This window comes from uncultured Phycicoccus sp. (assembly GCF_947495705.1).
Taxonomy (GTDB): domain Bacteria; phylum Actinomycetota; class Actinomycetes; order Actinomycetales; family Dermatophilaceae; genus Phycicoccus.
In genome coordinates, this window is the sequence record NZ_CANLZR010000004.1 from 218,612 (window position 1) to 243,526 (window position 24,915).

Consider the following 24,915-nt stretch of genomic DNA (forward strand, 5'->3'; position numbering starts at 1 on the left):
GCATCCTGCCCATCGAAGCGCCCTCGAGGTGCGACGATGTCCGCGACCACCCCGCCCGACCCAGGAGGACCCCGTGCACGTGTCCGTCGCGATCCTCCCCCCCGAGCGGATCCGCACCGACATCGCCGAACTCGTCGGGAGCGTCCTCGGGGGCGACCCGGAGCTCGAACGGGTCACGGCCGACGCGATGCGGCTGCGGCTCTTCGGGCTGGGCAACCTCACCCGCCTCGACGTGGACGCCCTGTGCGAGAACCTCGCCCGGCAGATCAGCGAGATCGGGGTGCGCCCGCGGATCCACCTCGCCGGGGTCTGGGCGCTCGAGGACAGCGCGGACCCGAGCATCGCGCTGCACGTCGCCGGCGACACCGCCGGGGTGGTCACGCTGGCCAACGCACTGCCGCCCCTCGTCATGGCCCACGGCTTCTTCGTGGACCGCCGGCTCTTCGTGCCCCGGGTCACCGTGGCCCGGGTCACCGACGCGACCTCGGTCAAGGTCCTCGAACGGCTCGTCAAGGCCCTCGAGGGCTACCGGAGCCCGGAGTGGGAGGTGGACGCGGTCGACGTCATCAGCCCTGTCCGCCGCGACGGCACCGGGGCCTTCGAGACCGTCTACTCCCTGGCGACCTCGCGCTGACACGGGGCGTCCGCGCACCCCGCCGGCGCCCTCAGGGTCTGGCGAGGCCGGCCCGGGGCTGGGTGTCGCCGTCGGCGTCGTCGTCCCCGGCCGCGACGGCGACGACGACGACCGAGACGTTGTCGTGGCCACCGGCCCGCACCGCCGCCGCGACGAGCGCGTCGGCCGCGCGCTGCGGGTCCGGGTTCTCGCGGGTGAGCAGCATGATGTCGCGGTCGTCGAGCTCCCCCGAGAGCCCGTCGCTGCACACGACGAACGTCTCGCCCGGGGTGGGAGCCAGGACCCACACGTCCGGCTCGGGGCCGGGGTCGGTCCCCAGCGAGCGGGTGATGACGTGACGCAGGGGGTGGCTCGACACCTCGGACGGCTCGAGCAGCCCCGCGTCGACCAGCTCCCGGACCTCCGAGTGGTCCCGGGTGACCTGGTGCATCCGGTTCTCGGCCACGCGGTAGACGCGGGAGTCCCCGACGTTGAACACGACCCAGTGCTCGCGGCCCCCGGCGTCGACGACCGTGACCCCCGTCGCCGTCGTCCCCATGCCCCGCAGCTCGGGATGGTCGGCCTGGGCCCGCAGGATGCGCCGGTTGGCCTCGCGCAGGGCCTCGGCGACGTCGTCGGGGCGGGAGGCCGGGTGGTCCTCGAGCTCGGTGAGCACCTCGACGGCGATCCGCGAGGCGACCTCGCCCGCCGCGTGCCCGCCCATCCCGTCGGCGACCGCGAACACCCGCGCCCCGGCGACGAGGCTGTCCTCGTTGTGCTCGCGCACCCGGCCGACGTGGGTGGCCCCCGCGGCGCGCACGAGCAGCGAGCTGCCGCGCAGGACCCGCCCGGCGCGGGTCATCCGCGCACCTCCTCGACGACGAGGGACTCCAGGACCGCCTGGAGCGCGTCGTAGTCGGCGTCCAGCCCCGCACCGCGCGCCCGGCCCACGGCCAGGACGTGGCGGCTCACGACGTCCGTGGGGTCCAGGGTGGTGGCGAGGTGGACCTCGACGACGGGCGTGCCGTCCTCGTCCCACGAGACGTTGCGGGCGTGCCACTCGCGACCGCCGATCTCGACGACGAACGGCTCCTCCACCTGGCCCGCTCCCCCGGCCACCTGCGACGTCGAGTCCTCCACGAGCACAGCGCTGCCGAGTGCGGGGTCGCCCGTGAGGTGTCGGACGGCGATCTCGACGGCGTCCCCGCCGGCCCCGGACCCGGCGGCCCGGAGCAGGGCGTCACCGGACGGCTGCGGCTGCCAGCCGTCGGGGATCTCGAGCCGCACGGCGGGCGCGGGTGGAGCGCTCGGGCCCGGGTGGGTGACAACGGGCATGTGCGGCTCCCCCTTCGACGACAGCGGTTCGCACGAGCCTAGACGGGCGGTGGGCGCCGCCCCCATGGGGAGCACTCCCCGTCCGGTCCGGACCCCGGACCCGGTGGCCGGGGCCCAGGGTCCGCGGGTGACCGGTCAGGTGCCGGACTCGGGCTGGTCCGCCCACCAGGCGAGGAGGCGCTCCCGGGCCATGTCCTTGCCGACCGGCCCGTCGTCGGTGCGCACCTGCAGGAGGTACTTGTAGGCGCGGCCGAGCACCGGGCCGGGCCGGATCCCGAGCACCTCGGCGATCTCGTTGCCGTCGAGCTCGGGCCGCAGCGCCTTGAACTCCTCGGCCTCCAGGAGCCGCTCGATGCGGCCCTCGAGGTCGTCGTAGGCCGCGCCGAGCCGGCGGGCCTTCTTGACGTTGCGGGTCGTGCAGTCGGCGCGGGTCAGCCGGTGCAGACGCGGCAGGAGGTCGCCGGCGTCGGTGATGTACCGGCGCACGGCGGAGTCGGTCCACTGGCCCTCGCCGTAGCCGTGGAAGCGCAGATGCAGCTCGACGAGACGGGCCACCTGGCGGGTCGTCTCCTTGTCGAAGCGCAGGGCCTTCATCCGCTTCGCCGCGAGCTTGGCGCCGACGACCTCGTGGTGGTGGAACGAGACCCCGCCGCCGTCCTCGAAGCGCCGGGTGGCGGGCTTGCCGATGTCGTGGAGCAGCGCGGCGAGACGCAGCACGAGGTCGGGGCCCGGGACCGACTCCGGCGGCCCCCCGGGCGGGCCCTCGAGGTCGATGGCCTGCTCGAGGACGATCATCGAGTGGTCGTAGACGTCCTTGTGCCGGTGGTGCTCGTCCACCTCGAGCTGGAGCGCCGGCAGCTCGGGCAGGACGACCGCCGCCAGGCCGGAGGCGACGAGCAGCTCGAGGCCGGCCCGGGGGTGCGGGGCCAGCAGCAGCTTGGTCAGCTCGTCCCTGACCCGTTCGGCGGAGACCCGCTCGATGGAGCCGGCGAGGTCCCGCATCGCCTCGAGCACGCCGGCGTCGGGCACGAACCCGAGCTGGGCGACGAAGCGGGCGGCCCGCATCATCCGCAGCGGGTCGTCACCGAAGGACACCTCGGGCGTCGTGGGGGTCCGCAGGATGCGGGCCTGGAGGTCCTGGAGGCCGCCGTTGGGGTCGACGAAGGTCAGGTCGGGCAGCCGCAGCGCCATGGCGTTGCACGCGAAGTCCCGCCGCACGAGGTCGTCCTCGAGGGAGTCGCCGAACGCGACGGCCGGCTTGCGGGTCACCCCGTCGTAGGCGTCGGCGCGGTAGGTGGTGACCTCGACGACGTCGTCGCCCCGCCGGGCCCCGATGGTGCCGAACGCCCGGCCCATGTCCCACGTGGCCGACCCCCAGGCCGCGAGGATCGCCTCGGTGTCGTCGGGGCGCGCCGACGTCGCGAGGTCGAGGTCGGTCGCGGGCCGGCCGAGGAAGGCGTCGCGGACGGGCCCCCCGACGAGGGCGAGCTCGTGGCCGGCCGCGGCGAAGCGCTGCCCGAGGTCGGTGAGCACAGGCAGGGCCGGCGCGAGGTGTGCGACGGCCTGCCGCAGTAGGGCGGCCGGGGGCTGGCGGGTGGACACGAGGGACAAGCCTAGGTGCTGGCGTCCGACCCGCCGTACGTCCCGCCCGGGGCCCGGGCGAGCGGCGGCGAGCCCGTGCGCGTCGTGCCCCGGTCGACGGTTTCGGGGGCACCCGGGTCGTTACAGTGACCAGATGAGCCACGCCGCCGCCGATCCCACCGGGGCGCCCGTGCGGCGGCTCCCGGCGGTCGAGGAGCGCAGCGCGGGCGGCGTCGTCGTCGACGTCCACGAGGGGCAGGCGCGGATCGCCGTCATCGCCCGTCGCAACCGGGCCGGCCGCGTCGAGTGGTGCCTCCCGAAGGGTCACATCGAGGGCGAGGAGACCCTGCCCGAGACGGCCGTCCGCGAGGTGGCCGAGGAGACCGGCATCGAGGGCCGGGTCCTCATCGAGCTCGGCACCATCGACTACTGGTTCGCCGCCGGCGACCGGCGCATCCACAAGTACGTGCACCACTACCTCCTCGAGGCCACCGGCGGCTGCCTGACCATCGAGAACGACCCCGACCACGAGGCCATCGACGTCGCGTGGTTCCTCCTCAGCGAGGCCCACCGGCACCTCACCTTCCCCAACGAGCGCCGGATCGCCCGGCTCGCCTGGCAGCGGTTGGCCGGGGACGCCGGGTGAGCCCGCCGGCCCAGAGCATCGGACGCTCCGGGGCGGTGATGGCGGCGGGGACGCTCGCCAGCCGCGTCGCGGGGATGCTCCGCGCCTCCCTGCTCGCGTCGGTCATCGGCGCCTCCGGCCTGGCCGCCGAGGCGTTCACCGTCGCGAACACCCTCCCGAACAGCCTCTACCTGCTGCTGGCGGGCGGCACGCTCAACGCGGTCCTCGTGCCGCAGATCATCCGGGCCCGGACCCGCCCCGACGCCGGTGAGGACTTCGTCAACCGGCTGCTCACCGCCGCGATCGCGCTCTTCGTGCTCTCGTCGGTCGTGCTGACCGCGCTCGCCCCGCTCCTCGTGCGGCTCTACTTCGACACCGGCGACGCCCAGGCGCTGCAGCTCGCGACGGTGTTCGCGTTCATCTGCATCCCGCAGGTCCTCTTCTACGGGCTGTACACGATCTTCGGGCAGGTGCTCAACGCCAACGGCCGGTTCGCCGCCTTCACGTGGGCCCCGCTCGTCGCCAACGTCGTCGCCGTCGGCGGGCTCCTGTGGTTCCGCGGCGAGGGGCTGCCGCTGCGCGCCGACCCCGGCGCGTGGACGCCGCGGATGATCGGGATCCTCGCCGGGACCGCGACGCTCTCGATCGCGCTGCAGGCCGCGGCCCTCGTGGTCCCGCTGCGCCGGATGGGCTTCCGCTACCGGCCCCGGTGGGGGCTGCGCGGCCACGGCTTCGAGGGCGTCTCGGATGTCGCGAAGTGGAGCTTCGGCTCGATCGTCATCGTCCAGATCGGGTACCTGGTGACGACCAAGGTCCTCACGAACGCCGCGAGCGAGGCCGACCGGATCGGGCTCACCGGCGCCGCCGGCATCGCCGCGTTCAACCCGGCGCAGCTGCTCATGATGCTGCCGCACGGGCTCGTCACGGTCTCACTCGTCACGGCGCTCTACACCCAGCTGTCGGAGGCGGCCAGCCGCGGGGACCACGCGACGGTCATGCGCCACCACGAGCAGGGCCTGCGGATCCCGGCCGCGCTGCTGCTGCCCGTCGTGGCCCTGGTGCTGGCCACGGTGCCACTCGTCACGGCCACGTTCTTCTTCGACAACCCGCTCACCGACACCGAGGCCATCGCGGCCGTGCTCGTCGGGCTGTTCGGCGGCATCATCCCGCTCGGCTGGGTCTACCTCAACGACCGGGTGTTCTACGCCCAGCAGCAGACCTTCTGGTCGTTCCGCACGCAGTTCGTCGTGACGAGCATCTCGATCACCGTGGCGCTCGGGGCCGCCCAGCTCTCGCCGGCGTGGACCGGGACGGTCCTGGCCTTCGGGCAGACCTTCGCCTACGTCGTCGGGGCCGCGGTGGGTTGGGCGGTGCTGCGCCGGCAGCACGGTCGCATCGGGCTGCGCGGCGCGGCCTCGGTCTACCTGCGGATCGGCGTGCCGGCGGCCGTGACCGCCGTCGCGCTCGGTCTCGCCATCCGCTGGCTGTTCCCGGACTTCGGCGTCGACCGCGGCGTCGGGGCGCTGGTGGACGGCGCCGTGATCCTCGGTGTCGCGGGGGTCGTGCAGGTCGTCGTCACCTGGGGTGTGGCGCACCTGCTCGGGGTCCGGGAGATCGCCCGCCTCCTCGATCCGCTCACCCGGCGGGTGCGCGGACTCCGTCGTCGCTGAGGCACCCCCTACGATGGACGGACCCCACCGAGTGACCGGTGGGGCAGCCGTGACGGACGACCGGAAGGAGCCGCGGTGAAGGGTGTGGGACCCGGCACCGTCCTCGGCGGGCGCTACACGGTGCATCGCCGCATCGCCCAGGACCGGGGCACCGAACGGTGGACCGCCGACGACACGACGCTCGGGCGCCAGGTGTCGATCCTCGTCGTCCCGCTCGAGGACCACCGCACCGCCTCGTTCGTCGACGCCGCCCGGCGCGCCTCCTCGGTGTCCCACGCGGTGCTCGTGCGCATCCTCGACGTCGGCCAGGACGACGACGTCGCCTTCGTCGTCGAGGAGGTCCTCGACGACGCCCGCAGCCTCGCCCAGATCGTCACCGACGGGGGTATCCCCGGCGACGAGGTCCGCCGCATCACCGGGGAGGTCGCCGCTGCGCTGGAGTCCGCCCGCCAGCGGGGCATGCACCACCTCGACCTCACCCCCGACGACGTCCTGCGGACCCCCGACGGCGAGGTCCGTCTCAGAGGCATCGAGATCGCCGGCATCCGGGCCGGCGAGGACGCCCTCGACCCCGAGGAGGCGGCCCGCCGCGACGCCGTCGGCGTCGTCGCCCTCGCCTATGCCGGGCTCACCGGCCTGTGGCCGCTCGGGGCCGGCGGCTCCGGGCTCGGGCCTGCTCCGCGGGTCCCGGCCGGGGTGGCGGCCCCCTCCGAGATCGCGGCCGGGGTGCCGCGCGACATCGACGCCATCTGCCGGCTGACGCTCAACGACGACCAGGGCCCCACGACCCCCGGCGACTACGCCCGCCAGGTCGCGCCCTGGCCCTCCCGGCAGGTCGTCGGCCGCCCCGTCGTCCCCGCCATCGCGCAGGCCGAACCGGTCGAGGAAGCCCCGCCGGCCGAGCCGAAAGAGCCCGCCGCTGCCGCCACGGCGGCCGTCGCCGCGCCGCCGGCCCCCGAGGAATCCGAGGAGGCCGAGGGGCAGGTGGCCGAGCCGTCCACCGCCGACGACGGCCTCGCGTCCACCGCGACGCTCCCGGTCATCGCGGCCGGCGGCCCGCCCCCCGCAGCCGCCCCGCCCGCCGCCGAACCGGCCGACCGCACCGACCCGGGCGTGGACGCACCCGCACCTGCGCGACCCGACGCTCCGGCGTGGCTCGCCGCTGGCGACGACCCCTTCGAGACGGCGGCGGTGACGCCCGCAGCGGGTGCGGCGGGCATCGCGGCCGCGGCAGCGGCGTCGTCGGGCGCCGGGCCCGCGGTCGACGAGCCGCCCGCCCGGCGCTCCTGGTTCGGCGGCGCCGCCGGGCCGGGCGTCGACGAGGGGCTGTGGAGCAGCGACTCCGGCTCCGCGGAGGACGACGACGACGGCTGGGACGACACGGCCTGGGGCTCGGGCGACTGGGACGACGAGCGTGAGCCGGCGGCCGTGGCCCGCGCCGACGACCGCGGCGCCGGGTCGGACGACGACGAGGACGGCCACGACGGCCACGACGGCCACGACGCCCGCGGGCAGGCGGCCGCCGCGGGGGCTGCCGTGGCGGAGGCGTTCGGCACCGTCAGCACCCGGGTCTCCGGGTTCGCGCGGCGCGCCGTCGACAAGGTCACCGAGCTCAGCCCCGACACCGAGCGCATCCCGCGCGAGTTCGACGACGAGGCCCCGGCGGCGCTCGTGCCCGCCGAGCCGCTGACCCGCGACGAGTCCAAGCTGGCCATCGGCATCGTCGCGGCCTTCCTCGTGCTCGCGCTCGTCATCGGCATCTGGGGCGTCATGCAGATCGGGTCGCGCACCGACCTCGGCCTCGACGGCCCTGCCGGGACCCCCGCCGGCTCGGCCTCCCCGACCGGGTCGCCCGAGGCCACCGGAGGCGAGGGCGAGGGCGAGGGTGAAGGCGGCGGAGCCGCCGAGCCGCTGGCGATCCTCAAGGTCGAGGCCTACGACCCTCAGGGCGACGGCGCCGAGAACAACAGCCTCACCCCTAAGACCTACGACGGCGACACCTCCACCGGCTGGAACTCCGAGAACTACCGCACCGACCCGTTCGGCGGGCTCAAGAAGGGCCTCGGGCTCATCGTCGACCTCGGGCCGAACAAGAAGCCCCAGGAAGTCCAGCTCGACATTCCCAAGAATGTCGACCTCGAGGTGTGGGTCGGCCCGGACGCCTCCCTCGACGGCGCGACGAAGATCGGCGAGAAGACCGACAGCAAGGGCGGCCTGGATTTCGCGGTTCCCGACGACGTGAGCGGTCAATACATCATCATCTGGTACACCGGCCTCCACCCCGACGAGGACGGCAAGCGCCGGGCGTGGCTCAACGAGGTCGTCGTCACCGGCTGATCGGGAGGCCGCGTGCCCACGGAGAACCGCGACGCGGGTGCGCTCGACGCGCTCGCAGACCTCGACGATGCCGCGCTGCTGGCTCGGCACGTCCGCGGTGGTGACGACGGGGCCGCGTTCGGCGAGCTGTTCCGCCGCCACCGGGACCGCATGTACGCGGTCGCGATCCGCACCACCGGCCAGCGCGAGCTGGCCGCCGACGCGGTCCAGGAGGCGTTCGTCTCGGCCTTCCGGCGCGCCGACGCCTTCCGTGGCGAGGCGGCCGTCACCACCTGGCTCCACCGGATCGTCGTCAACGCCTGCCTGGACCGGCTGCGGCGCGAGAAGAACGCGACCGTCCGCCGCGCGGGCGACGTCGCCGACATCGACCTCCCCGACCGGCACGACCACCACGCGGCCACGGAGACCGCGATCGTCGTCCGGGACGCCCTCGCGCGCCTCCCCGAGGCCCAGCGGCTGGCCCTGGTCCTGGTCGACATGCAGGGGCTGTCGGTGGCCGAGGCCGCGGCCGTCCTCGACGTCGCCGAGGGAACCGTGAAGTCGCGGTGCTTCCGCGGTCGTGAGGCCCTGGCCCGGATCCTGAGGCCGCCCTCAGCCACAGGTCCCGGCCCGGCGGAACCACAGGAGGCCACATGACGTCACACCCTCGACCGGACCCGCACCCCAGGCCCCGGTCCTTCCCCGCCCGTGGCCACCGTCGGAGCAGCTCGTGAATCACCCCCACGACGACACCGACCCGACCGAGCTCGATCCCACCGGGATGCGTGCCCTGCTCGGGAGCCTGCCCGACCCCGCCCCCATGCCCGCCGACCTCGTCGAGCGCATCGAGGCGGCTCTCGCGGAGGAGGCCCGCCGCGGCAACGGCTGGGCCGTCCCCGAGTGCCCGCCCGAGCTCCGGGCCGCGACACCGGACGCCCCGGCCGGCGTCGTCCCCCTGCGCCGCCGCCCCGTCTGGCGGGGGCTCGGCGCGGCGGCCGCCGTCGTCGGCGTCCTGGGCCTCGGTGGGCTCATCCTCGAGACCGCGAGCCCCGGGGGCCTCCAGGCCGCCCTCGGCGTCGCGGACGACCTGGCGGGTGGAGGCACCGTCTCGGGTGCCGAGTCCGACGGCGCGGTTGGCGGGTCCGACGGGTCCGGCAGCCGTGGCGCCCCGGCCCGACTGCTCGCCGCCGACCCCGACCTGCGGGTGCACGTCCTCGACGGCGGCTCGGTCATCTCCTCCGCCGAGCTCGCGGACGCCGCCCGCCAGGTTCCGGTGGCTCCGGGCAAGGCGGCACCGGCGGCCCCCGCAGACGAGGGGGTCTCGGGCGCCCCGGTGGCGACGGCCGAGGGCGCCCGGGCCTGCGCGACCGGGCTCGGGGTGCCACGCGGGGATGCCGTCGTCGTCGAGCTCGTCGTCGTCGACGGTCGGCCGGCCGCGCTCGTCGTCGCGACCTCTCCCAGCGGCGCGCGCACGGCCTGGGCGGCCCTGCGCACCTGTGCGCCGGGCGACCCCGGGGCGCTCGCGGGGCCGGTTCCGGTGGGCTGACGCGACCCGTCGCCAACCGGTCGCACCCCCACCGGCGGGGCGGCACCCGCCCGGGAACATCGCGGCCCTAGGATCGGTTGACGACAACACCGCATATAGCGGTCATCATCTGCTTCCACCACCACAGGATGTGTTCCGTGACCTCTGACGTCCGCAACGTCATCATCATCGGCTCCGGCCCGGCCGGTTGGACCGCTGCCGTGTACGCGGCGCGGGCGAACCTGGAGCCGCTGATCATCGAGGGTGCGGTCACCGCCGGTGGCGCCCTGATGAACACGACCGAGGTCGAGAACTTCCCCGGCTTCCGGGACGGCATCATGGGCCCGGACCTCATGGAGAACATGCGGGCCCAGGCCGAGCGGTTCGGCACCGAGATCGTCACCGACGACGTCGAGCACGTCGAGCTCGAGGGCGACATCAAGCTCGTGCGCGACTCCGCCGGCAACGAGTACCGGGCGCGCGCCGTGATCCTCGCGATGGGCTCGGCCTACCGCGAGCTGGGCCTGCCCGACGAGAAGCGCCTCTCCGGTCACGGCGTCTCCTGGTGCGCGACCTGCGACGGGTTCTTCTTCCGCGACCAGGACATCGTCGTCGTCGGCGGCGGGGACTCCGCGATGGAGGAGGCGACGTTCCTCACCAAGTTCGCGAAGTCGGTCACCGTCATCGTCCGCCGCGACGAGCTGCGGGCCAGCGCGATCATGGCCGAGCGGGCCATGGCCAACGACAAGATCCACTTCCGCTGGAACAGCGCCGTCGAGGCGATCCACGGCGAGAGCAAGCTCACCGGGGTCACCCTGCGCGACACCGTCACCGGCGAGACCAGCGAGCTCGCGGTCACCGGCCTGTTCATCGCCATCGGGCACGACCCCCGCAACGAGCTCGTCAAGGGCCAGGTCGACCTCGACGCCGACGGCTACGTGCTCACCGAGGGCCGCACCTCCAAGACCAACCTCCCCGGCGTCTTCGCCTCCGGCGACCTCGTCGACCACACCTACCGGCAGGCCATCACGGCCGCCGGCTCCGGCTGCGCCGCCGCCCTCGACGCCGAACGCTTCCTCGCCCACTGACCGGGCCTCGCACCTCCACCCCGGCCCGCACGGGCCACGAAAGGAACTCCCCATGGCAGACGTCACGACGACCTCGGACGCCACCTTCGACGCCGACGTCATCAAGAGCGACAAGCCGGTGCTCGTCGACTTCTGGGCTCCCTGGTGCGGCCCGTGCCGTGCCGTGGCCCCCGTGCTCGAGGAGATCGCGCGCGACCACGGCGACAAGGTCTCGGTCGTCAAGCTGAACACCGACGAGAACCCGCAGATCACCGGCAAGCTCGGTATCACGAGCATCCCGACGATGCACGTTTACCTCGGCGGCGAGATCGTCAAGACGATCATCGGCGCCCGGCCCAAGCCGGTGCTGCTCCGCGAGCTCGAGCCGTTCCTCGGCTGAGGCTCACCCGACGTTCTGTCGAGCGCCGACAGGCCCGGACCCTCGTGGTCCGGGCCTGTTGGCGTCCGGCGTCAGTTTGTTTCTGGCGCAACGTGTTTCAGACACCCCTGGGCCGTTCGACGCGGTGCCGATCCCGCGATGTTTCACGTGGAACGTCGTGCCCCAGCCCCGCCCGGTGCCAACAGACGCACGGAGCCGACGGGGTGCTGGACCCCGTCGGCTCCGTGCTGGCCGTCGACTCGCGTCAGGGCTGCTCGCGGAGGCGCATCACGTCGAGGATGCGGTTCAGGTCCTCCACCGACGCGAACTCCACGGTGAGCCGCCCCTTCTTCTGACCGAGCGCGATGCGGACGCGCGTCTCGAGCCGGTCCGACAGGTCGGAGGCGAGCTCGTCGAGCTGGGGCCGGCGCCCGCCGGCCCGCGGTGCGGTCCGCCGGGTGGACGCGGGGGTGTCGTCGTCCCCCATCGCCACGATCTCCTCGACCGTGCGGACCGACATGCCCTCCGCCACGATGCGCTGGGCCAGGCGTTCCATGGCGGCGGCGTCCGGGACCGCCAGCAGGGCCCGGGCATGCCCGGCGCTCAGCACGCCGGCTGCGACGCGGCGCGCCACGGGCGGGGGCAGGCGCAGGAGACGCAGCGTGTTGGAGATCTGCGGTCGGGACCGCCCGATCCGACCGGCCAGCTGCTCCTGGGTACAGCCGAAGTCGTCGAGGAGCTGCTGGTACGCGGCGGCCTCCTCCAACGGGTTGAGCTCGCTGCGGTGGAGGTTCTCCAGGAGCGCGTCGCGCAGGAGGTCGTCCTCGTCCGTCGACCGGACGATGGCCGGCACGGTCTCCCGGCCTGCCGCCCGCGACGCCCGCCAGCGCCGCTCGCCCATGATGAGCTCGTAGCGCACCACACTGTCCGGGCCGGCGTCGGGAGCGGGACGCACGACGATCGGCTGCAGCACACCGATCTCACGGATCGAGTACACGAGCTCGGCGAGGGCCTCCTCGTCGAAGACGGTGCGCGGCTGCTTGGGGTTCGGGCGGATGGCGTCGAGCGGGATCTCGGCGAACTCCGCTCCCGGCACCGGCTGCAGCGCGACGTCGGCCTCCGGGGCCGGCGCCGTGAGGGTCGCCGTGCCGTTGCGGCTCCCGTTGCCGGCAGCAGCGACGTCGGGGACGTCCTCCCTGGTCACCCCCTGCTCGCGCTCCTTGAAGAAGACGTCGACGGGTCGGTCGGTGGCCGGGGTGCTCGGGATGAGAGCGCCCAGGCCGCGGCCGAGGGCGCGGCGCTTCTCGCTCATGCAGACTCCTCCGTGGTCGTGCGGGCCACTCCGCGCTCGGCGAGCTCGACGGCCGCCTCGAGGTAGGACAGGGCACCACTGCTGTTCGGGTCGTAGGTGATGACGGTCTGCCCGTGGCTGGGCGCCTCCGAGATCCGGACCGACCGCGGCACGGTGGCCTTCAGGGTCTGGTCGGCGAAGTGCGTGCGCACCTCGTCGGCCACCTGGGCGGACAGCCGCGTGCGCGCGTCGTACATCGTCAGCAGGATCGTCGAGACGTGCAGGGCCGGGTTGAGGTGGCTGCGGATCATCTCGATGTTGTTGAGGAGCTGCGAGAGCCCCTCGAGCGCGTAGTACTCGCACTGGATCGGGATGAACACCTCGCTCGCGGCGACGAAGGCGTTGACCGTGAGCAGTCCGAGGCTCGGCGGGCAGTCGACGAGCACGTAGTCGAGGGCGTCCCCCGACGCGGTCCGCGTCTCCACATACGCCGCGATCGCCTTCTGGAGCCGGGTCTCGCGTGCCACGAGCGACACGAGCTCGATCTCCGCGCCCGCCAGGTCGATGGTCGCGGGCGCACAAAGGAGGTTGGGGAGGTCCGGGCACGCCTGCACGACCTCGCTGATGTCCTGCCCCTCGACGAGGACGTCGTAGACGCTCGGGACCTCCGCGTGGTGGTCGATGCCGAGCGCGGTACTGGCGTTGCCCTGCGGGTCGAGGTCGACGACGAGCACCGTGCTGCCGGCCTGGGCCAGCGCGGCCGCGATGTTCACCGTGGTCGTCGTCTTCCCGACCCCGCCCTTCTGGTTGGCGACGGTGAGGACCCGGGTGCGCGGTGGTCGCGGCACCGACCGCCCGGTGAGGGTGATGCGCTTGCGCGCGTCCGCGGCCGCCGCCTGGGCCAGCGGGGTGAAGGAGTCGGCTGCTGGGATGGATGCGGCGATGGCTGCACGCTCCTCGCTGTCGTCGGTGGTCTGGGGGGCGGCCGGCGGCGCGGTGGTCGCCGCACCCTCCGGGGCCGTCGAGTGGGCCGTGACGGGCCCCTCCGTTGCGACGTCCGTCAGGTCGCTCTCCGACACCGCCGGGGAGCCGTTGGGGGCCGACTCGAGCGGCGACTGCCACGGGCGCTCGGACGATGTTTCACGTGAAACGGTGGCGGGCCAGCCGAGCGCGCTCGCCGGCTGCCCCTCTGGACGAGGAAACCCCAACCCTGCCGCCACGGACTGCTCCCCCACCGGGTTGGGCGCTGCGTCCACTTCGTACCTCCTCCTGAACCGGCCCCCATCCAACAGCACAGATCGGCGACACGCCAAGCGGACGCACCCCTGTGGACAACGTGTGCATTCTCGCGTCTCCCCTCGCCGACACGCCGTGGCCGTTTCACGTGAAACCCGCGAAACGGCGCGGATTAGGGGGCAAGGGTGATAGGGGAAGGCCTTGGGGACGGCGGAAGCGCCCGGGGGATAACCTGTGGACAACTTCCGGGGGTGGCTCCCCCGGCGACCCCTGGCGTCTTACCCCTCGGGCCTGATTCGGGTCTGCGGTCGGACGCGTTTCACGTGAAACATCTGTCGCGTCGCGGGGTGCGGCGACATTCCCGTTCTGCCCTGAGGGGGCATTCTCGAGCGGGGTTTCACCCCCGCTCCGCCGTGGCTCAGGAGCGACGCGAGCGGCCGCTGGCGCTGCCCGGCCGGCGGCGGCCCGCCGACGCACCCGCGGCCGGCCGGCGTCCTCCTCGGCGGGGCGCGGTCTGCTCGAACACGAGATCCACGGTCAGCACCGGCTCGTCGAGCACAGCGCTCCCGTGACCGGTGACCGTCGCCGAGACCAGTCCGAGCTTGGTCAGGGCCGGTCGGTCGGCCTCGAGCTCGTCCGAGGCGCTGCGTCCCTTCATCGCGACGAGCGTGCCCCCCGGCTCGAGGAGCGGGGTGCACCACCGGGCGAGCTTGTCGAGCCGGGCCACCGCGCGGGCCGTCACCCAGGGGGCTGACAGTGACCCCGCCAGGTCCTCGGCACGCCCGCGGTGGACGGTGACCGTCTCGAGGCGGAGCTGCTCCACGACCCCCGTGAGCCAGGTCGTCCTGCGCTCCATGGGCTCGACGAGGTGGATCTCCAGGTCGGGCCGCGCGATCGCGAGGGCGAGTCCTGGCAGACCTGCCCCGGCGCCGACGTCGACGAGACGCGCGCCCTCCGGGAAGGCGTCCTCGATGACGGCACAGTTGAGGATGTGCCGATCCCACAGCCGCGGCACCTCCCGCGGACCGATGAGTCCGTGACTGACCCCGGTGTCCGCCAGGACCGTGGCGAACCGTTCGGCGAGCACGAGCCGGTCGCCGAACACAGCGGCCGCACCCTCAGGTGCGGCCGCTGGTGTCATCGGGGCGTCCCCCTCATGTTTCACGTGAAACGGGCCCTCACGCCGACGGGCTGATGACGACGTACCGGCGGGGCTCGCTGCCCTCGGACTCGGAGACGAGGCCGGACGCGAGCACCTCGTCATGGACGACCTTGCGCTCGAAGGCCGTCATCGGGGACAGCGACTTCGCTTCGCCCGACTCCTTCACCTCGGCGACGGCCTCCTTCGCGAGGGCGACCAGGGCGGCCCGCCGCTCCGCGCGGTGGCCGGCGACGTCGAGCATGAGGCGGCTGCGCTCACCCGTTTCGGACTGCACGGCGAGCCGGGTCAGCTCCTGGAGCGCCTCGAGCACCTGGCCGTCGGGCCCGACGAGGCGCCGGGGCACCCGCCCGTCCTCGCTGTCGACGATGGCCACCGCGGCCCGGTCGCCGTCGATGTCGACATCGAGGTCACCGTCGAGGTCGCAGATGTCGAGGAGGTTCTCGAGAAAGTCGGCCGCCACCTCACCCTCGCGCACGAGCTGCGCCTTGCGACCACCCGGACGACGGGACCCCTCCTCGCCGTCCTCGCCGTCCTCGCGGTCCTCGGTCGCTTCGGTGGTCTCGGTGTTCTCGTCGGCATCCTTCGCGGCGGCCTCGCCCGTGCCCTCGCCCGCCTCGGGCTCGGCGTCGGTCGGGGCCTCAGCCGAGTGCGAACCGGCCTCGTCGAGGGACGCCGAGTCCGACGGCTCGCTCGTCTCGGTGGGCTCGTCCGTGCTGTCGGCCGAGACGGGCTCGGTCTCCTCGATGCGCTGGTCGCTCATGGGACTCTCCAGGTCTGTCGTGATGGTGCAGGTCAACGGGGCGGTGGGTCAGGACCCGGGCGTCGAGCGCTGGCCCTGGGGGTTCCGCTTCTTCTTCTTCTTGCCCGAGCCGGGGCCCTTCGGCGGCGTCGTGCCGCTGCCCTTGGGGGCGGCCGCGGGGGCATCAGCGGCCTTCGGCCCGTCCGTAGCCGGGGCGGCCGGGGACGCTGCGCCGTCGCCGGCCGCCGTCGCGTCCGACGCCGCGGAGTCGCCCGCGGGCTTCGCGCCCTTGGCGCCCTTGGCCCGCTTCTTCGACTTGGGCTGGACCCGCTGGCCGGTCTGCGGCACCTCGGGCTCCTCGGCCTCGGTGGCGGCCACGGCACCCGGGATCGGCTTGCCCTTGCGCTTCAGGCGCTCGTGATAGGCCCGCTCGGCCGCCGACCCGGGGGCCGGCATCCGGCGGATGACGTAGAACTGCTGGGTCATCGACCACACGTTCGTCGTGAACCAGTAGATGAGGACACCGATCGGGAAGTTGACCCCGGACACGGCGAAGATGACGGGGAAGATGTAGAGCAGCATCTTCTGCTGCTTCGCGAACGGGCTGTCCAGCGCCGACTGCGGCATGTTCTTCGTCATCAGCTGCTTCTGCGTGAGGAACGTCGTCGCAGACATGAGGATGACGAGGATGACGGTGACGATCTGGGTCGAGAGCCCGTCAGCGCCGAGGAAGGTGTCCGACAGCTGCGCGCCGAACAGGGACGCCGACTCCGCCTGGGCGGCCACCGTCTTGGACAACGGCCCGATCGGCTCCGTGGAGCCGGCGGCGACCTCGTCGAGGCCGTTGAGCACCCGGAAGAGGCCGAAGAAGAACGGCGACTGCACGAGGATCGGCAGGCACGAGCTGAACGGGTTCGTGCCCTCCTTCTTGTACAGGCTCATCGTCTCCTGGGTCATCGCCTGGCGTGACTCGGGGTCGGTCTTGCCCTTGTACTTCTTCTGGATCTTCTGGATCTCGGGCTGGATCATCTGCAGCTTGCGCGAGGCCTTGATCTGCTTCACGAAGAGCGGGATCATCGCCGCGCGCATGACGAGGACGAGCCCGACGATGGACAGCGTCCAGGTCCAGCCGGAGGCCTCGGGCATCCCGATCCCGGTGAGCAGCTCGTGGAAGCTGAACATGATCCAGGCCACGAGCCACTCGATGGGGCTCAGGATGCTGTTGAACAGATCGACCATGATGTCCTTCGACGGGCCGGCCGAGGCCGGCAGGTGATGTCACCGGTGGTGACGTGAGGTCAAGGCTGGGACGCGTCCGAGGTGGTCCCGGATCCGGCATACGGTTTCGGCCCGGTCGTCCCCGGCACGGGGCGGCCCGTCACCGGGTCACGGTCGGGGACGTGGTCGACCCCCCCAGGGGTCCACGGGTGGCAGCGGAGCAGCCGAGCCGCGGCCATCCACGTCCCCCGCAGGGGTCCGAACCGCTCGAGCGAGGTGACGGCGTAGGCCGAGCACGACGGGTAGTAGCGGCAGGTCGGCGGGCGCAGCGGGCTGATGAAGCGCTGGTAGAGGCGGATGAGCCAGAGCACCGGCGTGACGAGCACTCGCCCGGGACTCATCTGGTGACCTCGATCTTTCCAATTACCCTGTGCAGCAACGGTTTCAGCGCTGACTCAAGCTCTGCCGACGTGGCCGTGGCAGCGGCCGGGTTGGCTCGCACGACTAGGTCGGCACCGGCCGGCAGGTCGGCCAGCTGTCCGGCCACGACGGCGCGGAGCCGGCGCTTGACCCGGGTGCGCACGACGGCCCCACCGACAGCCTTGGACACGACGAAACCGACCCGCGGCGGGGATCCCGCTCGCGCGTCGGTCCGGGTGGCGTGCACCACGAGGAGTCGTGAGCCGGCGCGAACACTGCTGCGGCCTCGGACCGCCGACGTGAAGTCCGACCGCTGCCGCAGTCGGTTCGGCGCCGGCAGCACCGAACGGCCTCAGGCCGAGAGCTCGGCGCGGCCCTTACGACGCCGGGCGGCGAGGATGGCGCGGCCGGCGCGGGTGCGCATCCGCAGACGGAAGCCGTGCGTCTTGGCCCGGCGGCGGTTGTTCGGCTGGAAGGTCCGCTTGCTCACGATGATCTCTTTCGCACTGTTCGGGCCGGTTGGCCCAGGTGGTCAGGGGTGCCTGGTCGGCGGTCATCGGAGGCCCGGGACGTGTAGATCGCGCGGCACGGACGGGCGAAAACCGCCGACAACAGACCGCATCAAGGTACCGGAGCCACCGGCCGCCGACCAAACCCGCGGATCGGCTGCGCACGATGCCCGGGAACCCTCTACCATCGCACGGAGCATCGACCGGCCGCGGTAACGACACACGAGGTGTCGTCGCCCTATGTCGTTCCCACAACCTGTGGACAATGGTGTGGATGACCCACACCCGCTCGGTGCCTGTGCACCGTCGACGAGCGCACACGGACAGAACGGGGACGACGTGCCGGACACGATGATGGCCCAGCTGTGGAGCGCCACGCTCGACGCACTCGACGAGGACGGCATTCCGATCCAGTCGCGGGCCTTCCTGAGCCTCGCGCGCCTCGTCGGGCTCCTCGACGACACGGCCCTGATCGCCGTCCCGAACGACTTCACCAAGGACATGGTCGAGACCCGGCTCCGGGAGCCGGTCACCCAGACCCTCAGCGCCCGGCTCGGTCGTGAGGTGCGCCTGGCCGTCACCGTCGACCCCTCGCTCGGTGACGTCCAGCCCGAAGCCACGGACCTGCCGGGCCCCGACGGCACCACGGACGGCACCACCGAGGCCCATGACCAGCGGGCCGCCGACCGCCGCCAGCAGATCCACGACCTCGAGCTCGACGACGACGCCGACGGCCACGGGCCGGGCGCGGGCCACGACGGCTCGTCGTCCGACGCCGCCCGGTCGGGGCTGGTCGAGGTGCCCGGCATGCGCCGGCCGCGCCCCGGCACCGCCGTCCCCGAGCAGGTCGAGCTGACCCGCCTCAACCCCAAGTACACGTTCGACACCTTCGTCATCGGCGCCTCCAACCGGTTCGCCCACGCGGCCGCCGTCGCGGTGGCCGAGGCGCCGGCCAAGGCGTACAACCCGCTCTTCGTCTACGGCGACTCCGGGCTGGGCAAGACCCACCTTCTGCACGCCATCGGCCATTACGCCCGCGCGCTCTTCCCCAACGTCAAGGTGCGCTACGTGAACTCCGAGGAGTTCACCAACGACTTCATCAACAGCATCCGCGACGACAAGGCCGCCAACTTCCAGCGCCGGTACCGCGACGTCGACGTGCTGCTCATCGACGACATCCAGTTCCTCCAGGGCAAGGTCCAGACCCAGGAGGAGTTCTTCCACACGTTCAACACCCTCCACAACGCGAGCAAGCAGGTCGTCATCACCAGCGACGTCCCGCCGAAGCTGCTCACCGGCTTCGAGGCACGGATGCGCAGCCGGTTCGAGATGGGGCTGCTCACCGACGTCCAGCCGCCCGACCTCGAGACCCGGATCGCCATCCTGCGCAAGAAGGCGATCCAGGAGCGGCTCAGCGTCCCCGACGACGTCCACGAGTTCATCGCCTCGCGGATCTCGACGAACATCCGCGAGCTCGAGGGGGCCCTGATCCGGGTCACGGCGTTCGCGAGCCTCAACCGCCAGCCGGTCGACATGAGCCTCGCCGAGATCGTGCTGCGCGACCTCATCCCCGACGACTCCATGAGCCAGGTGACGCCGGCGACGATCATCGCCCAGACCGCCGCCTACTTCGGGCTGACCATCGAGGACCTCCAGGGCCAGTCCCGCAGCCGGGTCCTCGTCACCGCCCGCCAGATCGCGATGTACCTGTGCCGCGAGCTCACCGACATGTCGCTGCCCAAGATCGGCCAGCAGTTCGGCGGCCGCGACCACACGACGGTCATGCACGCCGACAAGAAGATCCGCCAGCTGATGGCCGAGCGCCGCGCGATCTACAACCAGGTGACCGAGCTGACGAACCGGATCAAGCAGCAGTCCCGCTGACCCGTTCCACCCCTCCCGTCACACCGGGTCCGGAGACCGCCGGGTGGTCGTCCACAGGCGGAACCTTCGACAGTCCACCGGTCGTCCCCAGGTTGTCCACAAGCCTGGTGCGCCGGAGTCCGTGCGCCACGGCCCTCTCACCCCGCACGGCTCAGCACGTGGGTGACGCGTCGAACCTGTCGGCCAAGGTTAGACAGTGGCTGTCCACGTCTGGGCACAAGCCTGTGGACAACTCCACTGTCACCCGGCCTCGGATGCCCCCGGGACGACCCCGTTGTCCACAGGGGCTGTGGACGAGTGTGGACAAGGGCCCTCGCGCGGTGGACGACAGGCCACGCACCGGTGGACCGGGTGTGAACGCGCGTCGGCCGTTCCCAGGCCGGCCGCGTCGTCCACCGCTGCGTCCCCGGTCCGTCCACACCCACGCCACGCTGCCTGACCTGGGTCGACGGTGCTCCGTCCACAGCGTCCACAGCACCTATGACAACGATGAGACCTATCTAGATATCGATCCACCCCGATCACGACCCTGCTGGTGCCCCGGCCCGAACCGGCCCCGGGGAGCCGGTCGTCCGTTCCCTGCCAACCGGTACCGCCGCCCGGTGCGGTGCACTAGTGTCGTCCTCCCGTCCGACTCGGGACCGCCTCGGCGTGTCAGGGGACGGGGGTTTGCACCACACAGCACGACTTGGTTGGCGCGCGCAGACGCGCCGGATAGGGCGGTATCCGTGAAGTTCCGCGTCGAGCGCGACGTCCTGGCCGAGGCGGTCACCTGGGTGGCCCGCGGGCTGCCGGCCCGCCCCCCGGTCCCGGTCCTGGCCGGCATCCTGCTCGAGGCAGCGGACGACGGCACCCTCACCCTCAGCGCGTTCGACTACGAGGTCTCGGCCCGGGTCACCGTCGCCGCCGACGTCATGGAGTCCGGCACGGTGCTCGTGCTCGGCCGCCTGCTCGCCGACATCTCGCGCAACCTGCCCGACCGCCCGATCGACGTCGTCACCGAGGGCAGCAAGGTCCAGGTCACGTGCGGGGCGTCCCGGTTCAGCCTGCTCATGATGCCCTCGGACGACTACCCGACCCTGCCCTCGAGCCCCGAGCCCACCGGCTCGGTCGACGGGCACCTCTTCACCCAGGCCGTCGCCCAGGTCTCGGTCGCGGCCGATCGCGGCGACACCCTGCCGATCCTCACCGGGGTGCGGGTCGAGGTCAACGGCGACACGATGACCCTGCTCGCCACCGACCGGTACCGGCTCGCGATGCGCGAGCTGCACTGGAACCCCACGGTCACCGACACCAACCACGTCGTCCTCATCCCGGCGCGCACCCTGTCCGAGACCGCCCGCAGCCTCGGCGCCAGCGGCTCGATCGACGTCGCGCTCGGCGCCACCGCCGGCGGCGATGGGCTCGCGGGCTTCGAGGCCGGGCGCCGCCGCACGACGACCCGCCTCCTGGACGGTGAGTACCCCAAGGTCTCCTCGATCTTCCCGACGAGCTCCGACACCGACGCGGTCGTCAAGACCTCCGAGCTCGTCGAGGCCGTCAAGCGCGTCGCCCTCGTCGCCGAGCGCAACACCCCGGTCCGGCTGCGGTTCAGCGACGGCCAGGTCGCCATCGAGGCCGGCACCGGCGACGACGCCCAGGCGTCCGAGGCCGTCGAGTGCACGCTCACCGGCCCCGAGATCGAGATCGCGTTCAACCCCACCTACCTGCTCGACGGGCTCGGGCAGGTCGGCACCGACTGGTCGCGCATCTCGTTCACCCAGGCCTCCCGGCCCGCGGTGCTGTCGGGGCAGCCCGAGCAGGACGGCGAGGCCGACACCTCGTACCGGTACGTCCTCATGCCGGTCCGCTACGCCTCCTGACGACCGGGCACGCCCGAGCCGCCGCCGCGGCCGCCCAGTAGCCTGCTGACCGCGCACGTACTTCCGACGACGCACACGAGGAGCACCGGATGCAGCTGGGACTGGTCGGCCTGGGGAAGATGGGCGGCAACATGCGCGAGCGGCTCCGCCGCGCGGGCCACGAGGTGGTCGGGTACGACCGCAACAAGGCCGTCTCGGACGCCTCGAGCCTCGCCGACATGGTCGCCCGGCTCGACGCCCCCCGCGTGGTGTGGGTGATGGTCCCGCACGGGCCGCCCACCCGCGACACGGTCCTGGCCCTCGCGGACCTCCTCGACAAGGGCGACCTCGTCATCGACGGCGGCAACAGCAAGTGGACCGACGACGTCGAGAACGAGAAGGTGCTCAAGGCGGCCGGGGTCGGCTACGTCGACTGTGGCGTCTCCGGCGGCATCTGGGGTCTCGAGAACGGCTACGGCCTGATGGCCGGCGGCACGAAGGCGAACGTCCGCCGCGCGATGCCGATCTTCGACGCGCTGCGCCCCGAGGGCCCCCGCGACGAGGGCTTCGTCCACGCCGGCAAGGTCGGCGCGGGCCACTACACGAAGATGGTGCACAACGGCATCGAGTACGGGCTCATGGCCGCGTACGCCGAGGGCTACGAGCTGCTCATGCGCAAGGACATCGTCGACGACGTGCCGGGGGCGTTCAAGGCCTGGAGCCGCGGCACCGTCGTGCGGTCCTGGCTGCTGGACCTCATGGTCGACGCCCTCGAGGAGGACCCGACCCTCGAGAAGGTCTCGGACTACACCTCCGACTCCGGCGAGGGCCGGTGGACCGTCGAGGAGGCCATCGAGCTCGCGGTGCCGATGCCCGTCATCAGCGCCTCGCTCTTCGCCCGGTTCGCCTCGCGGCAGAAGGTCTCCCCGACGATGCAGGCCGTCGCCGCGCTGCGGGGTCAGTTCGGCGGGCACCAGGTGATGACTGTCGCCGAGGGCGAGGCGCTGCGGGACGAGAACGCCACCGGCCCCGAGACCGCGGCCGCCGCGTCCCGTGCCGCCGCCCGCAAGGAGAAGAAGCCGACGAAGAAGACGGCCGCGAAGAAGTCCGCCGAGGCCACGACCGCCGGCCCCGCCTCGCCGGGCCGCTCCGGGCCCCCGCGCAAGCGCCCCGCCAAGAAGGGCTGAGCGGGCCGGTGCACGTCCGGCACCTGTCGGTCGCCGACTTCCGCAGCTACACGACGGCAGAGCTGCCGCTCGAGCCCGGCGTGACGACCCTCGTCGGCCTCAACGGCCAGGGCAAGACCAACCTCGTCGAGGCGATCGGGTACCTCGCCTCGCTGTCGAGCCACAGGGTCGCCACCGACGCCCCGCTCGTGCGGTTCGGCGCGGAACGGGCCGTCGTCCGCGGGGCCGTCATGAGCAACGGCCGCGAGACGATGGTCGAGCTCGAGATCACGCCGGGGCGGGCCAACCGGGCGCGGCTCAACCGGTCGCCGGTGCGTCCACGCGACGTCCTGGGGTCGCTACGGACGGTGCTGTTCGCGCCGGAGGACCTCGCGCTCGTCAAGGGGGACCCCGGCGAGCGCCGCCGGTTCCTCGACGACCTGCTCGTGGCGCGGCAGCCGCGCTGGTCGGGGGTGCGCCAGGAGTACGACCGCATCGTCAAGCAGCGCAGCGCCCTGCTGAAGTCGGCCCAGCCCTACCTGTCGCGGCGGGCCCGGGGTCGCCGGCCGCGGCCCGGGGCGGAGTCGGTCGACGCCTCGGCGGAGGCGTCGGCGCTGCACACCCTCGACATCTGGGACACCCAGCTCGCCGGGGTCGGGTCCCAGCTGCTGTACGCCCGGCTGCGGCTGCTTCGCGACCTCGGGCCGTACCTCGCGAAGGCCTACGACGAGGTGAGCAACGGCCAGTCCGACGCGCGGGTCGCGTACCGGTCGTCCCTGCGCGAGGAAACGGCCGAGCGGCTGGCCGCCGGCGAGGTGCCCGAGGTGGAGGAGCTGCACGCGCAGGTCCTGGCCTCCCTCGCGGCGGTCCGGGACCAGGAGGTGGAGCGCGGGGTGTGCCTCGTCGGTCCGCACCGCGACGACGTCGTCCTCACCCTCGGCGAGCTGCCCGCGAAGGGGTACGCGAGCCACGGGGAGTCCTGGTCGTTCGCCCTCGGCCTGCGGCTCGCGGCGTTCCAGCTGCTGCGCACCGACCTCGGCGACGACCCGGTGCTCGTCCTGGACGACGTGTTCGCCGAGCTGGACTCCGGGCGGCGCGAGCGGCTGGCCGCGATGGTCGCCGACGCCGAGCAGGTGCTGGTCACCGCGGCCGTCCCCGAGGACGTGCCGGCGGCCCTGGCCGGCCGGACGTACCGGGTGACGCTCGGCGAGGTCGACGTGGGGACCCCCGATGTCCCCTGACCCCGACCTCCCCGAGCCACAGCAGGACGCGACCCCCGCCGACCCGCCGTCGGACGACGAGGGCCTCGCCGCCGCCGAGGCCCTCGCGCGGGCCCGGGCGGCCGCCCGGGCCAGGGGCCTGCGCCCCGGCCTGAAGCCCCGCCGCCGGCAGCGCGACCTGCCCGGGGACAAGAAGCGCGACGGCGGCCGCGACCCCCAGCTGCTCGGCGACCAGCTGGACCGGTTCGTCGCCGAGCGGGGCTGGGCCGCCGAGGTCGCCGTCGGCTCGGTCATCGGGCGGTGGCCCTCGATCGTCGGCCCCGACGTGGCCGCGCACTCGCACCCGACCGACTTCGCCGACGGCATCCTCACCGTGCGCGCGGACTCCACCGCGTGGGCGACCCAGCTGCGGCTCCTGGAGTCCTCGCTGATGACCCGACTCGCGCAGGACGTCGGGGAGGGCACGGTGACCGAGCTGCGGATCGTCGGTCCGAGCGCCCCCACGTGGTCGCGCGGGTTCCGTCGGGCCCAGGACGGCCGGGGCCCCCGCGACACCTACGGGTGACGGTCTGTTGGACGCGGGGACGGTGCGGTCGCAGACTGGACGGGAGGCCCGTCCACCACCGACCGGCGGCGTGATGACCGTGACCAGGTACCGCTACGTCCCACCGCGGGGTGCCGACCGCGTCGTCAACGGCGCGGTCCGGTGGCTGACGGACCGGGGCGTCAGCATCCTCGGCACGCGGGTCCTGACCGTGCGCGGGCGCCGGTCCGGGATGCCGCGCCGGACCCCGGTGAACGTGCTGACGATCGACGGCGCCCGCTACCTCGTCGCACCGCGGGGCGTCACGGAGTGGGTCCGCAACGTCCGCGCCTCCGGGGGCGGCGAGCTCCGGGTGGGTCGGCGCCGCGAGACCGTCGCGCTCGTCGAGCTCCCGGACGCCGAACGCATCATGGTGCTGCGCCGGTACCTGCGCCGCTGGGGCTGGGAGGTCGGCCGGTTCGTCGACGGACTCACCAAGGACTCCTCGGACGCCGACCTCGCGGCCGCGGCGCCCGACTTCCCGGTCTTCCGGATCGAGTCCGCGGGCTGGCACGGGCGGCGCGGCTAGGGTCGG

24 protein-coding genes and 1 pseudogene are annotated in these 24,915 nt (G+C 73.1%); 14 read left to right on the top strand and 11 right to left on the bottom strand.

Going from position 1 to position 24,915, the window contains the following annotated elements; translation table 11 throughout:
* The first annotated feature begins 73 nt into the window (after positions 1 to 73).
* Positions 74 to 634, top strand: coding sequence for a 2'-5' RNA ligase family protein (locus Q0963_RS08090; protein ID WP_299444902.1), 561 nt, complete (start codon positions 74 to 76; stop codon positions 632 to 634).
* A 31-nt stretch (positions 635 to 665) separates the two neighbouring features.
* Here the strand turns inward: Q0963_RS08090 and Q0963_RS08095 are convergent, their stop codons facing one another.
* The 3 genes from Q0963_RS08095 to Q0963_RS08105 all read right to left on the bottom strand — a co-directional run bounded on the left by Q0963_RS08095 (position 666) and on the right by Q0963_RS08105 (position 3,550).
* A complete protein-coding gene (locus Q0963_RS08095; RefSeq protein WP_299444903.1) occupies positions 666 to 1,475 on the bottom strand; it encodes a PP2C family serine/threonine-protein phosphatase in 810 nt (269 codons plus the stop codon).
* Positions 1,472 to 1,948, bottom strand: coding sequence for a hypothetical protein (locus tag Q0963_RS08100; RefSeq protein WP_299444904.1), 477 nt, complete (start codon positions 1,946 to 1,948; stop codon positions 1,472 to 1,474). The genes Q0963_RS08095 and Q0963_RS08100 overlap by 4 nt, the downstream gene beginning before the upstream one ends.
* A gap of 135 nt (positions 1,949 to 2,083) precedes the next feature.
* Entirely contained in the window at positions 2,084 to 3,550 is a 1,467-nt protein-coding gene (locus Q0963_RS08105) for a CCA tRNA nucleotidyltransferase (RefSeq protein ID WP_299444905.1), read from the bottom strand.
* Positions 3,551 to 3,683: 133 nt separating this feature from the next.
* Between Q0963_RS08105 and Q0963_RS08110 the strand changes: the two genes are divergently transcribed.
* From Q0963_RS08110 to trxA, 7 genes are all read left to right on the top strand, one after another.
* Complete coding sequence (locus Q0963_RS08110) at positions 3,684 to 4,175, top strand: NUDIX hydrolase (RefSeq protein WP_299444906.1); 492 nt, start codon at positions 3,684 to 3,686, stop codon at positions 4,173 to 4,175.
* A complete protein-coding gene (gene murJ / locus Q0963_RS08115; protein ID WP_299444907.1) occupies positions 4,172 to 5,824 on the top strand; it encodes a murein biosynthesis integral membrane protein MurJ in 1,653 nt (550 codons plus the stop codon). Before Q0963_RS08110 ends, murJ begins: the two co-directional genes overlap by 4 nt.
* A 75-nt stretch (positions 5,825 to 5,899) precedes the next feature.
* Positions 5,900 to 8,161: a protein kinase family protein gene (locus Q0963_RS08120; protein WP_299444908.1), complete on the top strand. Its 2,262-nt coding sequence runs from the start codon at positions 5,900 to 5,902 to the stop codon at positions 8,159 to 8,161.
* Positions 8,162 to 8,173: 12 nt separating this feature from the next.
* Positions 8,174 to 8,797: an RNA polymerase sigma factor SigM gene (gene sigM, locus Q0963_RS08125; RefSeq protein ID WP_299444909.1), complete on the top strand. Its 624-nt coding sequence runs from the start codon at positions 8,174 to 8,176 to the stop codon at positions 8,795 to 8,797.
* A gap of 73 nt (positions 8,798 to 8,870) precedes the next feature.
* Entirely contained in the window at positions 8,871 to 9,686 is an 816-nt protein-coding gene (locus Q0963_RS08130) for a hypothetical protein (RefSeq protein ID WP_299444910.1), read from the top strand.
* A gap of 128 nt (positions 9,687 to 9,814) precedes the next feature.
* Positions 9,815 to 10,753: a thioredoxin-disulfide reductase gene (gene trxB, locus Q0963_RS08135; RefSeq protein WP_299444911.1), complete on the top strand. Its 939-nt coding sequence runs from the start codon at positions 9,815 to 9,817 to the stop codon at positions 10,751 to 10,753.
* Between the two features lie 52 nt (positions 10,754 to 10,805).
* A complete protein-coding gene (trxA, locus tag Q0963_RS08140) occupies positions 10,806 to 11,132 on the top strand; it encodes a thioredoxin (protein ID WP_299444912.1) in 327 nt (108 codons plus the stop codon).
* A gap of 244 nt (positions 11,133 to 11,376) precedes the next feature.
* Here trxA and Q0963_RS08145 read toward each other — a convergent pair whose 3' ends face one another.
* The 8 genes from Q0963_RS08145 to rpmH form a co-directional block, all read right to left on the bottom strand.
* Positions 11,377 to 12,423, bottom strand: coding sequence for a ParB/RepB/Spo0J family partition protein (locus Q0963_RS08145; RefSeq protein ID WP_299444913.1), 1,047 nt, complete (start codon positions 12,421 to 12,423; stop codon positions 11,377 to 11,379).
* The gene (locus tag Q0963_RS08150; protein ID WP_299444914.1) at positions 12,420 to 13,481 is read right to left on the bottom strand and encodes a ParA family protein; all 1,062 of its coding nucleotides are present in this window, start codon (positions 13,479 to 13,481) and stop codon (positions 12,420 to 12,422) included. Before Q0963_RS08150 ends, Q0963_RS08145 begins: the two co-directional genes overlap by 4 nt.
* 575 nt (positions 13,482 to 14,056) lie before the next feature.
* On the bottom strand, positions 14,057 to 14,779 hold the full coding sequence (gene rsmG / locus Q0963_RS08155; protein WP_299444915.1) for a 16S rRNA (guanine(527)-N(7))-methyltransferase RsmG: 723 nt from the start codon (positions 14,777 to 14,779) through the stop codon (positions 14,057 to 14,059).
* Between the two features lie 37 nt (positions 14,780 to 14,816).
* Complete coding sequence (locus tag Q0963_RS08160) at positions 14,817 to 15,560, bottom strand: R3H domain-containing nucleic acid-binding protein (protein WP_299444916.1); 744 nt, start codon at positions 15,558 to 15,560, stop codon at positions 14,817 to 14,819.
* Positions 15,561 to 15,608: 48 nt separating this feature from the next.
* A complete protein-coding gene (gene yidC / locus Q0963_RS08165) occupies positions 15,609 to 16,778 on the bottom strand; it encodes a membrane protein insertase YidC (RefSeq protein WP_299444917.1) in 1,170 nt (389 codons plus the stop codon).
* A gap of 59 nt (positions 16,779 to 16,837) precedes the next feature.
* The gene (yidD, locus tag Q0963_RS08170; protein WP_299444918.1) at positions 16,838 to 17,158 is read right to left on the bottom strand and encodes a membrane protein insertion efficiency factor YidD; all 321 of its coding nucleotides are present in this window, start codon (positions 17,156 to 17,158) and stop codon (positions 16,838 to 16,840) included.
* On the bottom strand, positions 17,155 to 17,520 hold the full coding sequence (rnpA, locus tag Q0963_RS08175) for a ribonuclease P protein component (RefSeq protein WP_299444919.1): 366 nt from the start codon (positions 17,518 to 17,520) through the stop codon (positions 17,155 to 17,157). Before rnpA ends, yidD begins: the two co-directional genes overlap by 4 nt.
* Before the next feature lie 9 nt (positions 17,521 to 17,529).
* On the bottom strand, positions 17,530 to 17,667 hold the full coding sequence (rpmH, locus tag Q0963_RS08180; RefSeq protein ID WP_010849920.1) for a 50S ribosomal protein L34: 138 nt from the start codon (positions 17,665 to 17,667) through the stop codon (positions 17,530 to 17,532).
* 373 nt (positions 17,668 to 18,040) lie between these two features.
* On the opposite strand from rpmH, the gene dnaA reads away from it, so the two are divergent.
* The 6 genes and pseudogenes from dnaA to Q0963_RS08210 all read left to right on the top strand — a co-directional run bounded on the left by dnaA (position 18,041) and on the right by Q0963_RS08210 (position 24,909).
* On the top strand, positions 18,041 to 19,570 hold the full coding sequence (gene dnaA, locus Q0963_RS08185) for a chromosomal replication initiator protein DnaA (protein ID WP_299445007.1): 1,530 nt from the start codon (positions 18,041 to 18,043) through the stop codon (positions 19,568 to 19,570).
* A 728-nt stretch (positions 19,571 to 20,298) separates the two neighbouring features.
* On the top strand, positions 20,299 to 21,432 hold the full coding sequence (gene dnaN, locus Q0963_RS08190) for a DNA polymerase III subunit beta (protein WP_299444920.1): 1,134 nt from the start codon (positions 20,299 to 20,301) through the stop codon (positions 21,430 to 21,432).
* A gap of 80 nt (positions 21,433 to 21,512) precedes the next feature.
* Positions 21,513 to 22,382: pseudogene (gnd, locus tag Q0963_RS08195) on the top strand (phosphogluconate dehydrogenase (NAD(+)-dependent, decarboxylating)); the annotation flags it as partial.
* 224 nt (positions 22,383 to 22,606) lie between these two features.
* The gene (gene recF, locus Q0963_RS08200) at positions 22,607 to 23,818 is read left to right on the top strand and encodes a DNA replication/repair protein RecF (protein WP_299444922.1); all 1,212 of its coding nucleotides are present in this window, start codon (positions 22,607 to 22,609) and stop codon (positions 23,816 to 23,818) included.
* On the top strand, positions 23,808 to 24,362 hold the full coding sequence (locus Q0963_RS08205; protein WP_299444923.1) for a DUF721 domain-containing protein: 555 nt from the start codon (positions 23,808 to 23,810) through the stop codon (positions 24,360 to 24,362). Before recF ends, Q0963_RS08205 begins: the two co-directional genes overlap by 11 nt.
* A gap of 73 nt (positions 24,363 to 24,435) precedes the next feature.
* A complete protein-coding gene (locus tag Q0963_RS08210; RefSeq protein WP_299444924.1) occupies positions 24,436 to 24,909 on the top strand; it encodes a nitroreductase family deazaflavin-dependent oxidoreductase in 474 nt (157 codons plus the stop codon).
* The last annotated feature ends 6 nt before the right edge of the window (positions 24,910 to 24,915 follow it).